Below are 13,035 nucleotides of genomic sequence, written 5' to 3'. Positions count from 1 at the left end.
AATCCGTGCGAAAAATTCACCGCACTTTATTCCGTCAATAATCGCTGTAATAAACTGCCGTCTAACAAACCGCGTTTAATCAAGGCGAATGCACCGATTACATCTTCGTTTTGCAGCTCCGATGCCACCAACGGCGTCGTTTTGACGAAAGTCGGCAAAGCGTGATTTTCTAAGGTTCGACGAATTGCAGCAAACAACACGTTTTTTGCTTGGGTAATTTCGCCGGAAATCACGATTTTTTCCGGATTAAACATATTTACGCTCATCGCCAACACTCGCCCGATTTGCACGCCGACGTGTTCGATAAGCTCCGTCGCCACGGCATCTTGCTTATTACTGGCTTTACAAATCGCCTCGATATCGTGGCTTTCTAAAGACAGCCATTTACTGGTATAACCGTCTTCCAACAATTTTTGCATTTTATCTTCAATAGCGGAATTACTAACCACGGTTTCCAAACAGCCGACATTACCGCACAAACAGCGTTTGCCGAGCGGATCCACCTGAATATGTCCCAATTCGCCCACATTGTTTTTATAACCTAAAAAAACTTCGTGATTAATCACAATCCCCGCGCCGACACCGCGGTGAATGCGTAACAGCAATGAATCGTAACAATCTTTGGTGACGCCGAAATAATGTTCCGCCAATGCCAAACTTCTGACATCGTGCCCGATAAATGTGGCTAAATTAAAGCGTTCGGCAATTTTATTCGCCAAATCCCAAGGTTCCTCCAAGGTCAAGTGCGGTAAATATTGGATACGATTCGTTTTGCTTTCCACAAAACCCGGCACGGTAATGCCGATCGCAATAAACTCCGATTTACGCTTTTGATTGGTTTGAATAAACACCGCCAAATGTTCGAACAAAAATCGTTCGATTTCATCGGCGCGTTGATAATTCGGCAGATCCAACACTTCTTTTTGCAATAATTTTGCCGATAAATCCATTATGGCGAAAGTGACGTGCTTGCGCCCCAAACGAATTAACACGGCACGAAACGCCTTACGCTCCGCCACAATAGACGTGGCACGACGTCCGCCAGTGGACTCCTGCTGCTCCACTTCTTTGATTAATCCTCTGGCAAGTAAATTGCGCGTAATCTTAGTGACGCTGGCAGGTGCTAATTGGCTGAGTTCGGAAATTTGAATGCGGGAAATAGGACCTTGTTGATCAATAAGCTTATAAACGACCGCACTATTCATTTGTTTCACAAAATCAACATTCGCTATTTGATGATTCTCTCGCATTATAAATTCCCCACAACAAAAACTGATAACTAGTGATTATTGTAAAATGAATTTTGCCGAATTCATAGCACAAAAAAGCAACCCGAAGGTTGCTTTTCAAAAAATCGTTTTAGTTTATCTTTAATTCGGTTTCCATTCGCCGTTAACCGCTGTTCCGACCACGCGGAAACTATTGGTGAATACGGTTAAATTCGCGATTTTTCCGACTTCTACGGAACCTAATTTATCCTCGACGCCGATTGCTTTCGCCGGATAATAATTACACATCCGCAAGGCTTCGTCCAACGTAATGCCCACATATTTCACCGCATTTTCGATGGATTCGATCATTGTTACCGCCGCGCCGCCCAAGGTGCCATTTGCGTCATAACATTTTCCGTCACGTACGTAAACGGTTTTGCCGACAAACACAAAGGATTCAATATTCGCCCCCGCCGCTGCCGTGGCATCCGTCACCATACACAGTTTCTCGCCTTTTATTTTTTTGGCGATTTTTACATTGGCGAAATCAACGTGTAAGCCGTCCACAATAATGCCGGCGTAAATATCACTGTCCAATACGGCGCCGACCACGCCCATTGCGCGTCCGGAACTTACCGGTGACATTGCATTATGCAAATGCGTCGCAAAGCCGATTCCGCTGTCAATCGCTTGTTTGGCAACCTCATAGCTCGCATTGGAATGTCCTAAAGACACAATAATGCCGCTGTTTACAAAATCGGGAATATAACGTGCCGTCGGATTTTCCGCCGCTAAGGTCAATTTGGTAATGACATCGGCGTTATCGCACAGAAAGGTTTTCATTTCCGGCGAAATTTCGCGAATAAATTCTTCGCGGTGTACACCTTTTTTCTCTACGCTTAGATAAGGCCCTTCCAAATGCAAACCGAGCGCCTGATTTCGGTATTTCGCCAAATAATCGCGCATAACTTTGACCGCACTTTTCATCCCTTCGTCAGGCGAAGTGATAAACGTCGGCAAATAACTTGTAGTACCGGATTTCAAATTGGTTTCTTGCATAATTTCAAGGGTTTTGACTGTGGTGTCCTCATTAAACATCACTCCGCCGCAACCGTTGAGCTGCAAATCAATAAATCCCGCCGTTAAATTATGCCCTTGCAAATCAATTTTGGTTAAATCCGCCGGCAACTCATCTTCCGGCAAGATCGCCGAAATTTTATCGCCGTTAATCACAACGGCGTGTCCGTATAACACCTCTTTCGCGGTATAAACTACCGCATTACTAAACGCATATTTCATCTTTCCTCCGAGTAATGGAAAATTTTACAATACGCTGTGAATGGCTCTGGCTTCCAATTCGGTAAAGTATTTAACCGTTTTCACTTTCAATTCTTGCGTTGCCGGTTCATCGCACACCACTATTGCGTGGCGATGTAATTGCAATGCACTGACCGTCCAGAAATGATTCACGCTACCCTCTACGCAAGCTTGCAATGCCAAGGCTTTATTATGACCGGTAATTAACAACATCACTTCTTCCGCATCCAATAATGTCGCCACGCCGATTGTCAACGCATATTTCGGCACTTTATTAATATCGTGATCAAAGAAACGGGAATTGGCAATCAAGGTATCTTCCGTCAAGGTTTTAATGCGAGTACGCGATGCCAAAGAAGATGCCGGTTCGTTAAAGGCAATATGCCCGTCCACGCCGACTCCGCCCATAAACAGATTGATTTTACCGTAAGATTTAATTTTTTCTTCATAACGACGGCATTCTTCATCGTGATCATCCGTATTGCCGTCTAAAATATTAATATTTTTTTCTTGAATATCAATATGATTAAAGAAATTGTTGTACATAAACGAATGATAACTTTCCGGATGATCTTTCGGTAAGCCGACATATTCGTCCATATTAAAAGTCACCACATTTTTAAAGCTGACTTCGCCCGCTTGATATAATTTGATCAATTCGCGATAGGTTTCCAACGGCGTACCACCTGTCGGCAAGCCGAGAACAAAAGGACGATCTTCCGTCGGAGCAAAGGTATTGATTCTTTCGGCGATATGGCGAGCCGCCCATTTACTGACTTGAGCCGCATTTTTAAGAGGAATTAGGCGCATATTATTCTCCTATTGATAAATTCATTACAATAAAATGAAGAAAAATTTCATTATTATCATTATAAAATAAGATTATCTCCAAAAACAAGACGAATTATATTTTTCATTAAAAATAGTGACTTTTATCACAAAAAATCCGAGTTTAATTTGCAAAGAAAAATAATTTTGGTTGAAATGCTTTCGCAAGAAGGAAAAGAGGCAATAAAAAAGCCGCTTTGCAAGCTTTTCACTCACAAAGCGGCGTCATTAACGATAAAATTACGCAGCGACTGTCGGGATTAGATCCGCATTCCAAAAATCCACCGGCGAATTCACCACCGGCTTGATGATACCGGCACGAATCACGAAATCACCGAACGCTTCATTTTCCGACCGCTCTTTTGCCCAACGACCGATCAATTCGTCCAATTCGGCAAGAATTTGCTCGAAGGTAATATTTTCGCGATAAAGTCGCGGAATACGCACGCCCTCGCGATCGCCGCCGATATGCAAATTATAACGACCGATGGCTTTACCGACCAACCCGATTTCCGATAACATTGCACGTCCGCAGCCGTTCGGACAACCGGTGATACGGGTAATAATATAGTCGTCGGATAAATGATGTTTCGCCATCAATTTATCCAATTCGGTGATAAAATCAGGCAACACGCGCTCCGCTTCCGCCATCGCCAACGGGCAAGTCGGGAAAGATACGCAAGACATCGAATATTCGCGTTGTTTGGTGACTTCAGGGCGAATCAAACCGTATTGTTTCGCCAAGGATTCGATTTGCGCTTTATCTTCTTCCGCCACATTCGCGATAATAATATTTTGGTTCGCGGTAATACGGAAATCGCCTTTGTGCACTTTCGCGATTTCCAACATTCCCGTCATCAACGGTTTTTCCGGCTGATCGGTAATGCGTCCGCTTTCGATAAAACAGGTTAAATGCCATCTATTATCAATGCCGTGCACCCAACCGATACGGTCGCCGCGTTCGGTAAATTTAAACGGTCGAATCGGTTCGAATTTCACGCCCATTCGTTTTTCCACTTCCGCGCGGAAACCGTCCAAGGTCATATTTTGAATGGTGTAACGTGTTCTGGCATTTTTACGATCGCTGCGATTACCGAAATCACGCTGCGTGGTAACAACCGCTTCCGCCGCCGCAAGGGTTTTGTCTAATGGTACATAACCTAATTCTAACGAAATATTCGGATAGGTTTTGTGATTACCGTGTTCGAAAGATAATCCGCCGCCCACAAGCACGTTAAAGCCGCAAAGTTGTCCGTTTTCGTCTTGGATCGCGATAAAATTCATATCGTTACCGTAAACGTCCACATCGTTTAACGGCGGAATGGCAACGGCGGTTTTAAATTTACGCGGTAAGAAGGTTTTACCTAAAATCGGCTCGTCTTCTTGTTTTAACAAATCTTCGGAACTCTCGATTTTCTTTCCGTCGATCCACACATCTAAATAACCGCGCGAGCGAGGCAATAAATGCTCGGAAATTTTCTTCGCAAATTCATAGGCTTGTTGGTGCAATTCGCTTTCGATCGGATTGGAGGTACATAATACGTTACGATTCATATCCGCCGCGGTCGCGATACTGTCTAAGCCGATACTGTGCAATAAACGGTGCATCGGTTGCAATTTGCCCTTCGGTACGCCGTGATATTGGAAGGTTTGACGGTTGGTCAAACGGATCGATTGATAATAGGTATGTTCACGCGCGAATTTATCGATCTCAATCCATTGATACGGCTGAATAATGCCGCCCGGTAAACGGCAACGCAACAACATAAACTTCAAAGGTTCGAGTTTTTCTTCCAAACGTTCCGCGCGAATATCGCGATCGTCTTGTTCGTACATTCCGTGGAAACGAATTAATTGGAAGTTATCGCCTTTAAATCCGCCTGTTAAAGGATCCGCCAAGTCGTCTAAAATCGTGCCGCGTAAAAAATTACTTTGCGATTTTAACCGTTCGTTATCCGCCAACGGCTTATCTTGCCAATCCAATTTTGTTTTTTTGTCCTCTGCTGCCATTTTTTCACTCCGTCAATAATTGTATTTTAAGCTGCGCTTTCGCAAAATTTAACGAAAAATCACCGCACTTTAGCGTCCAATCCGAAATTAATACACATCGCGTTGATAACGTTTATCTTCGCGCAAGCCGTTCAAATATTCTTCCGCATCGTCGCGCGTCAATTTGCCTTCTTGTTCGATCACATCCAACAAGGCGTTTTCCACATCTTTCGCCATTCGACCCGCATCACCGCACACATAAACATATGCGCCGTCTTGCAACCATTGCCAAAGTGCGGTGGCTTGTTGACGAATTTTATGTTGAACATATACTTTTTCTGCCTGATCCCGCGACCACGCGAAATCATATTTGTGTAAGAAACCATCCTTGGCAAACTGCTGCCATTCCGTTTGGTAAAGGAAATCTTGGGTGAAGTGTTGATTACCGAAAATCAACCAGTTTTTCCCTTCCGCGCCTTCCGCCGCGCGTTGTTGAACAAAGGCGCGGAACGGTGCGATTCCCGTGCCGGAACCGATCATAATAATCGGCTTGCTCGCATCTTGCGGTAAGCGGAAATGCGGGTTGCGCTCCACAAATACGCGCACTTTGCCGTCTTCTTCCACGCGATCCGCCAAATAGCTTGATGCCGCACCGCTACGAGTTTTGCCGTTATGTTCGAAACGCACCACGCCGACACTTAAATGCACTTCGTCGCCCGCTTCTGCTTGAGCAGAAGAAATCGAATACAAACGCGGCGTGAGCGGGCGCAGTAAATCCACAAATTGTTGCGCACCGAGTTTTGCCGGAAAATCTTTTAATACATCGGCAATCGGCGTGCTACCCACATAATCCGCCAATTTTTGCGCATTGCCGACTAAAGTCGTTAATTTTTTCTTTTTCGCCAATTCCGCATAAGCTTTCACAAATACCGGTGTGGCTTGAGTTAATTCGAAATGGGATAAAAGTGCGGTGCGAATCGGTAACGTTTTTCCTTGCGCATTCACTTCTTCGTCGCCGCTTAATCCGAGGGAAGCCAGAATTTCCGCCACAAGTTCCGGATCATTATCGAACCACACGCCCAAGGCATCACCGACTTCATAGGTTAAACCGGAATCGGCAAGATCCAATTCGATATGACGCACATCTTTTTCCGCTTGGCGCGCGGTAATTTTTTGATTGGTTAGCAAAGTTGCCGGAAACGGATTTTCTTTATTATATCGACTTTCCGTCGGAGAATTTTCTGCGCCGGAAACCACCGCACTTTGCGTTGCAACCGTAGCCGTCGCCGCTTTTTGTTTCACCGTTTCCACTATTGAGGCAATCCATTGTTCCGCCGTCGGTTTAAAATCCAGATCCGCATCAACGCGATCCGCCAAACGTTTTCCGCCCAACTCCGCTAAACGTTGGTCGAAATCTTTGCCTGCTTGGCAGAAATTCGGATAAGAGGTATCGCCCAAGCCGAATACGGCAAACTCCAGTTGATCCAATTTCGGCGCTTTTTTCCCGTGTAGGAATTTATACAACACCACGCCTTCTTCCGGCGGCTCGCCTTCGCCTTGGGTCGAAGTCACCAATAATAACAAGCGTTCGTCCGCAATATTTTTAGCTTTATATTGGCTTGCCGAAGTCAAAGTGACATTAATGCCCGCTTGTTTCAAACCTTCGGCTAAATCCGCCGCAACGCTTTTTGCATTACCCGTTTGCGAAACGGATAACACGGTGACGGCTAACGGCGCGGCGACTTGCGGTGCCGTCGATTGTGCGGCAACGGCGAAATTTTCCGCCGCGACGCCTTTTGCTTTCGCCCAACAATAACCGGATAACCACGCCAGTTGCAGATTATCCAGTTGTTCAACTAATGCCGCCGCTTCGGCGTTTAAAGGAAAAGTTGTTGTGTTTGTCATTGTGTACTTCCGGTCAATTCTATTCGTTAGTTTTTATGCCGTCGCAAGGCGTTATTCCAAGCCTAAAATCATTCCTGCGGCAACGGTGTGATAAGTCGCTTCGTCAATTAAAATAAACGCACCGCCCGCCGAATTTTCCGCATAAGTGGTCGCCGTGATCGGTTTTTGTAAATTTAACCGCACTTGCGCAATGTCGTTCATTTTGATTTGATCTTCGCCGGTGGCATTGGATAAAGTTTTAATATCCAACACTTGCTCCACTTCGCTCACTCTGGCGAATACCGTTTGCGTGCCGTGTTTTAATAAATATTTACGCGCCGGATTCAACGCACGCTCGTCAAACCAACATAATGTCGCTTGTATTTGTTTGCTTGGTGTCAACGGTGAATATTCCGCCACAAACACATCGCCGCGCGAAATATCAATATCTTTATCCAAACGAATCGTAATCACGTCACCGCGTTTTGCGCTTTTGACTTCACCTTTCGGCGAAATAATTTCGGTGACGCTCGCCGTTAATGCGGAAGGTTCGATGCGAATTTTTTGACCGATATGCACTTCACCGGCTTCAATGCGTCCTTGATAACCGCGAAAATCGTCTTGTTTATCCGCATCTTGGCGAATGACCAACTGAACCGGAAAATAAAAATCTTCGCTACCGCTTTGCTCTTCTTCAATACTCGGTAAATTTTCCAAAATCGTCAATAAAGGTTCGCCCTGATACCAAGGCGTACTATCGCTTTTATATACCAAATTATCGCCGAGTAAGGCGGAAACCGGCACGAAACGAACATCTTTTAAACCTAAATGCTCGGCAAGTTCACCGTAAGCGGCTTTGATTAAATTGAATTTTTCTTCGCTGTAATCCAATAAATCCATTTTATTCACCGCAACAATAATATGCGGGCAATTCAGATGACGTAAAATCGCCGAATGACGTTTGGTTTGCGCCAATAATTCCACCGGTTGACGAGTGAAATCCAGCTGTGAGGCATCCACCAACACAATGGCAGCGGAAGCAGTCGATGCGCCGGTAACCATATTACGCGTATATTGTTCGTGTCCCGGTGTGTCGGCAATAATAAATTTACGTTTTGCCGTAGAGAAATAACGATAGGCTACATCGATCGTGATACCTTGTTCGCGCTCGGCTTCTAAACCGTCGGTTAATAGTGAAAAATCGATCGCTTCTTTGTTAGATTTATCTTTCGCTTGATTTAACACATTAAGCTGATCCGTTAATAATGATTTGCTATCGTATAATAAACGCCCGATGAGTGTGCTTTTACCGTCATCAACGCTACCTGCGGTAATAAAACGCAGCGGGGTAAGTTGGGTTGTCATAATATTCTTCTCCGATTCCTGATATGCTGATTTATTTTCTTTCCGTTTTCACGCGTCGATTAGAAATAACCTTCTTTTTTACGTTTTTCCATTGCCGCTTCGCTGGCTTGGTCGTCTAAACGGGTGGCGCTGCGTTCGGAAATATCGGCAAGCGCGGTTTCTTGAATAATTTCAAGGGCGTTCGCCGCCGTGCTAGCGACCGGACAAGTACAGCTAATATCGCCCACCGTGCGGAAACGCACATCCACGATTTCACTTTGTTCGTGCGGCGCTTTCGGTGTTAACGGCGTGACCGGAACAAGCAAACCTTTTCTGCGCACTACTTCGCGTTTATGCGTGTAATAAATCGGCGGCAATTCGAGATTCTCACGCGCGATATATTGCCAAATATCCAATTCCGTCCAGTTAGAAATCGGGAACACGCGCATATTTTCGCCTTTGTGTAATTTCGCATTATAAAGCGACCATAATTCAGGGCGTTGCGCCTTCGGATCCCATTGACCGAATTCATCGCGGAAAGAGAAGATACGTTCTTTGGCGCGCGCTTTTTCTTCGTCTCGTCTCGCACCGCCCATCAAGGCATCGAAACCGTTTTCCGCAATGGTTTCCAATAATGTCACCGCTTGCGCCGCGTTACGGCTGTCGGTTTCTTTGCGTAATACCACCGTGCCGCGCGCGATGGAATCTTCAACGTGCCCCACCACTAAACGCGCATTTAACTTCGCCACTTGTTCGTCGCGAAATTGAATCACTTCAGGGTAGTTATGCCCTGTGTCAATATGCACTAAAGGAAACGGCAATTTCACCTCGCGATTACCTAATTGGAAGGCTTTACGCGCCAAGGCTAATAGCACCACCGAGTCTTTCCCGCCCGAAAAAAGTAGCGCCGGATTTTCGCATTCCGCCACCACTTCACGAATAATATGAATGGATTCCGCTTCCAGCCAATCTAAATGGCCGTTTTGAATTTGGGTTTGTTCCGTCATTCTCTTTGTTCCCTTCTTCCGTTTAATTTTGTCAAAATCTTATTTATGCAAGCCGCATTCTTTACTGTCTTTGTTTTCCCACCACCAACGACCGGCACGAATATCTTCATCCTGTTTCACCGGACGAGTGCAAGGTTCGCAACCGATACTCGGATAACCTTGTTTATACAAGTCGTTGTACGGAATTTGATATTTCAAAATATATGCCCATACTTCCGCCTCGCTCCAGTCGAAAATCGGGTTATATTTATCGATTCCGCGTCCGCCGTCTTGTTCGTGAAAGGCTAATTCGGTGCGCGTGACCGATTGTTCGCGGCGCTGACCGGTGAACCACGCATCCGCTTCCGCCAACGCGCGATTTAAAGGTTCGATTTTACGAATAAAGCAACATTCCCGACGCAATTCCACGCTTTCGTAAAAAGCATTACGTCCTTTTTCTTGATCATAACGCTGTGCTGCTTCCGCTTGCGGGAAATATAATTCGAAGGCTAAATCGGGATAACGCGTTTTCACCGCATCGATTAACGCCAACGTTTCCGGATTTAAACGTCCGGTTTCCAAAGTAAACACCGTTAATTTTTCACCGGATTTTGCAATCGCGTCGGTGATCACCATATCTTCCACCGCCAAGCTGCTGGCGAATTTCGCATTGTTATGCTGCGCGGCGATTTGGCGAATCCGTTCCGCTAAGATTTGTTCTTTTTCCGCCAAACGCGCATAAATTTCATCGATCGGTTGAGGAATTTCCCACAATTTAGGTTTAATAATCATTGTTCACTCCAAGAAATTTTTAAGAATTTTACTTTTACCGGCGACAAATTACGCCACCTTGGCAATACGCAAGCTATCCACGGTAAAGTGCGGTTGTTTTTTCGCAAATTTATCTTCGCCGAACCACGCCAATTTATCGTGTAGCGCCACTACTTCGCCCACAACGATCAACGCCGGTGTCGGTGCTTGCGCCGCTAATTGCGCTAAATTTTCCAACGTACCGATTTGCGTTTTTTGCGTTAATTGCGTCCCCTGCGAAACCACCGCTACCGGTGTGCTCGGCGCGCGTCCGTATTGTTGTAAACGTCGAGCAATTTCGCTCGCCTTAATCGTCCCCATATAAATCACTAAGGTTTGTCGGCTTTGCGCCAAGCTGCGCCATTCGGTTTCGTCCGCGGCATCCGCTTTGCGATGTCCGGTGACAAACACCGCGCTTTGCGCATAATCGCGATGAGTTAACGGAATACCGGCATAAGCGGTTGCGCCGATTGCCGCCGTAATGCCCGGTACAACGGAAAACGGCACTTGATTCTCCGCCAAAATTTCCAATTCTTCGCCGCCACGTCCGAAAACGAAAGGATCACCGCCTTTTAAACGCACCACGCGTTTGCCCTGTTTGGCATAGTCCACCAATAATTGATTGGTTTGATCTTGCGACACGCAATGCCCGCCGGCACGTTTTCCCACAAATACTAACTCGGCATCACGGCGTACTAATTCGAGAATTTCATCGGAAACCAAAGCGTCGTACAATACGATGTCCGCTTGTTGAATCTCTTGTAGTCCTTTTAATGTCAATAGACCGGGATCGCCCGGGCCTGCGCCCACTAAGGACACGCTACCGCCTTGGTAATCTTGTTCTAATTGTTGCGCGAGTTCCTGTTCCGCAAGTGCCGGCGAATGATTTTTCAATAATTGGGCGAAACGACCGTTAAATAAACGCTCCCAAAAACGACGACGTTCCGTCACGGTGGTCAATTTTTCTTTTACCGCCGCACGCCACTTGCCGGAAATTTCCGCCATTGCGCCCAAATGCTGCGGCAATAAACTTTCTAACTTTTCCCGCAATAAACGCGCTAACACCGGCGCTGCACCGCCGCTGGATACGGCGATTTGAATCGGATTGCGATCGATAATCGACGGAAAAATAAAACTGCAATAGGCTTGATCATCTACGGTATTAATCAATTTTTGTTGCTGTTCCGCCACTAAAAAAACGCGTCGATTCAACTGCGCGTCGTTGGTCGCCGCAATCACCAAAAAAACCGACCGCACTTGTTCGGCATTAAATTCTTTCGCAAGCCAAATCAGGCGGTTTTGTTGCCAAAGTGCGGTTAAAGACGGATTCAATTTTTGTGCGACGATACGTACTTGCGCGTTTGCTTTCAACAGCAAATGAATTTTACGCGCCGCAATCTCACCGCCGCCGACAACCAACACGGGACGATTCGTTAAATCTGCAAAAACGGGAAAATAATTCATTCTTTCTCCTTTTTTCAGCGGTTATCGCCCGCTTTTGGCGGCGATATATAAACGGTCGAATAAGCCGTTATCCGCAAAATGTTCCGTATTGATTTGTTGCCAAGAACCGAATTCGCGATTCACGTCGAAACTTTCCACTTCGGGGAAATAATGTCGATATTTGGCTAACATTCCTTGATTGGTCGGACGAAAATGATTCTTCGCCGCTAATTCTTGAATTTCGTCATTCCATAAATAATTTAAATACGCTTTCGCCTGTTGCGACGTGCGGTTTAACGCCGTGTTCGCACTGACCTCGGCAACTAACACCGGCGTATAAGCGGTGTAATGCGGATATACCACTTCAAAACTGTTTTCGCCCAAGGCTTGCGCCGCTAGCGCGGCTTCGTTTTCCGGCGTAATTAGTACATCGCCTAAATTACGCTGAGTAAAAGAAATCGTCGCACCGCGCGCGCCGGTTTCTAAAATCGGCACGTTTTTCAGCAACTTACGCATAAAATCTTGTTCTTGTTCAGCTTGACCGAATTGTCTTTTCGCATAGGCAAGCGCCGCCAAATAAGCGAAACGTCCGTTTGCCGAAGTTTTCGGGTTGGCAAAAATCACCGATACATCGTCACGCACCAAATCCGCCCAATCCGAGATACCTTTCGGATTGCCTTTCTTCACCAAAAACACGATAACCGAGCCGAAAGGCACGGCACCGTTCGGAAATTGTTCCCGCCAATTCGGCGAAACCAAACCGCGCGCCGCTAGGGTGTCGATATCATTGGTTTGCGTCAGCGTCACCACATCCGCCGGCAAACCGTTCGCCACGGAAAGCACTTGTTTACTGGCGCCGCCGTGCGATTGCGAGATCATTACTTCTTCACCGGATTCGGCTTTATAATGTGCGCGAAACAGCGGATTATAGGCTTTATAAAAATCTCGAATAACGTCATAAGACACATTAAGTAACACTTTTTTATCTTTCGCCGCCGAGCTGTTTCCAAGCTGGAATATGCTACCTAAAAGAAGAAAAATCACTGAAAAAACAAGCGCTTTTTTCATTTTTCCTCCTTTAAAAATCCTGTAAATTAAATCGAACAATTCACTGCAATGAATCAAGTGGAGTAAGTTATAAAGCAAAACCCCGCAAGATAAAAATAACAAAAAAGCATTTCATATAATCTTTTTGAATATTAAAACAATGCGCAAACGGTTAA

The 13,035-nt window shown here is 45.7% G+C and carries 10 protein-coding genes; all 10 read right to left on the bottom strand.

The window, feature by feature from the left end:
- Window positions 1–26: 26 nt before the first annotated feature.
- Complete coding sequence (locus CVP04_RS00310) at window positions 27–1,250, bottom strand: ROK family transcriptional regulator (RefSeq protein WP_100295541.1); 1,224 nt, start codon at window positions 1,248–1,250, stop codon at window positions 27–29.
- 120 nt (window positions 1,251–1,370) lie between these two features.
- The gene (gene nagA, locus CVP04_RS00305; RefSeq protein ID WP_100295540.1) at window positions 1,371–2,510 is read right to left on the bottom strand and encodes an N-acetylglucosamine-6-phosphate deacetylase; all 1,140 of its coding nucleotides are present in this window, start codon (window positions 2,508–2,510) and stop codon (window positions 1,371–1,373) included.
- 24 nt (window positions 2,511–2,534) lie between these two features.
- Window positions 2,535–3,338 (bottom strand): glucosamine-6-phosphate deaminase, encoded by an 804-nt coding sequence (gene nagB / locus CVP04_RS00300; protein ID WP_100295539.1) that lies wholly within the window; start codon window positions 3,336–3,338, stop codon window positions 2,535–2,537.
- A 258-nt stretch (window positions 3,339–3,596) separates the two neighbouring features.
- Window positions 3,597–5,366: an assimilatory sulfite reductase (NADPH) hemoprotein subunit gene (gene cysI, locus CVP04_RS00295; protein WP_100295538.1), complete on the bottom strand. Its 1,770-nt coding sequence runs from the start codon at window positions 5,364–5,366 to the stop codon at window positions 3,597–3,599.
- Window positions 5,367–5,453: 87 nt separating this feature from the next.
- The gene (locus CVP04_RS00290) at window positions 5,454–7,250 is read right to left on the bottom strand and encodes an assimilatory sulfite reductase (NADPH) flavoprotein subunit (RefSeq protein ID WP_100295537.1); all 1,797 of its coding nucleotides are present in this window, start codon (window positions 7,248–7,250) and stop codon (window positions 5,454–5,456) included.
- Window positions 7,251–7,301: 51 nt separating this feature from the next.
- Window positions 7,302–8,594, bottom strand: a complete 1,293-nt coding sequence (locus tag CVP04_RS00285) for a sulfate adenylyltransferase subunit 1 (protein WP_100295536.1) — start codon at window positions 8,592–8,594, stop codon at window positions 7,302–7,304.
- Window positions 8,595–8,653: 59 nt separating this feature from the next.
- Window positions 8,654–9,580 carry a sulfate adenylyltransferase subunit CysD gene (gene cysD / locus CVP04_RS00280; RefSeq protein ID WP_100295535.1) on the bottom strand — a complete coding sequence of 309 codons (927 nt, stop codon included), beginning with the start codon at window positions 9,578–9,580 and terminating at the stop codon, window positions 8,654–8,656.
- A gap of 39 nt (window positions 9,581–9,619) precedes the next feature.
- A complete protein-coding gene (locus CVP04_RS00275) occupies window positions 9,620–10,351 on the bottom strand; it encodes a phosphoadenylyl-sulfate reductase (RefSeq protein WP_100295534.1) in 732 nt (243 codons plus the stop codon).
- Window positions 10,352–10,399: 48 nt separating this feature from the next.
- A complete protein-coding gene (gene cysG / locus CVP04_RS00270) occupies window positions 10,400–11,833 on the bottom strand; it encodes a siroheme synthase CysG (protein ID WP_100295533.1) in 1,434 nt (477 codons plus the stop codon).
- Between the two features lie 21 nt (window positions 11,834–11,854).
- Window positions 11,855–12,880, bottom strand: coding sequence for a sulfate ABC transporter substrate-binding protein (locus CVP04_RS00265; protein WP_100295532.1), 1,026 nt, complete (start codon window positions 12,878–12,880; stop codon window positions 11,855–11,857).
- Window positions 12,881–13,035: the final 155 nt, after the last annotated feature.

The sequence above is a fragment of the Caviibacterium pharyngocola genome, from assembly GCF_002795405.1.
In the GTDB taxonomy this organism is placed as follows: Bacteria; Pseudomonadota; Gammaproteobacteria; order Enterobacterales; family Pasteurellaceae; genus Caviibacterium; species Caviibacterium pharyngocola.
The sequence above is the reverse complement of the archived record's forward strand: the minus strand, read 5'-3'. Positions and strand labels throughout refer to the sequence as shown.

Bases quoted from the DNA above. Each gene is read 5' to 3' on its own strand.
- CVP04_RS00310 (WP_100295541.1), bottom strand. From the start codon at position 1,250: ATGCGAGAGAATCATCAAATAGCGAATGTTGATTTTGTGAAACAAATG.
- nagA (WP_100295540.1), bottom strand. From the start codon at position 2,510: ATGAAATATGCGTTTAGTAATGCGGTAGTTTATACCGCGAAAGAGGTG.
- nagB (WP_100295539.1), bottom strand. From the start codon at position 3,338: ATGCGCCTAATTCCTCTTAAAAATGCGGCTCAAGTCAGTAAATGGGCG.
- cysI (WP_100295538.1), bottom strand. From the start codon at position 5,366: ATGGCAGCAGAGGACAAAAAAACAAAATTGGATTGGCAAGATAAGCCG.
- CVP04_RS00290 (WP_100295537.1), bottom strand. From the start codon at position 7,250: ATGACAAACACAACAACTTTTCCTTTAAACGCCGAAGCGGCGGCATTA.
- CVP04_RS00285 (WP_100295536.1), bottom strand. From the start codon at position 8,594: ATGACAACCCAACTTACCCCGCTGCGTTTTATTACCGCAGGTAGCGTT.
- cysD (WP_100295535.1), bottom strand. From the start codon at position 9,580: ATGACGGAACAAACCCAAATTCAAAACGGCCATTTAGATTGGCTGGAA.
- CVP04_RS00275 (WP_100295534.1), bottom strand. From the start codon at position 10,351: ATGATTATTAAACCTAAATTGTGGGAAATTCCTCAACCGATCGATGAA.
- cysG (WP_100295533.1), bottom strand. From the start codon at position 11,833: ATGAATTATTTTCCCGTTTTTGCAGATTTAACGAATCGTCCCGTGTTG.
- CVP04_RS00265 (WP_100295532.1), bottom strand. From the start codon at position 12,880: ATGAAAAAAGCGCTTGTTTTTTCAGTGATTTTTCTTCTTTTAGGTAGC.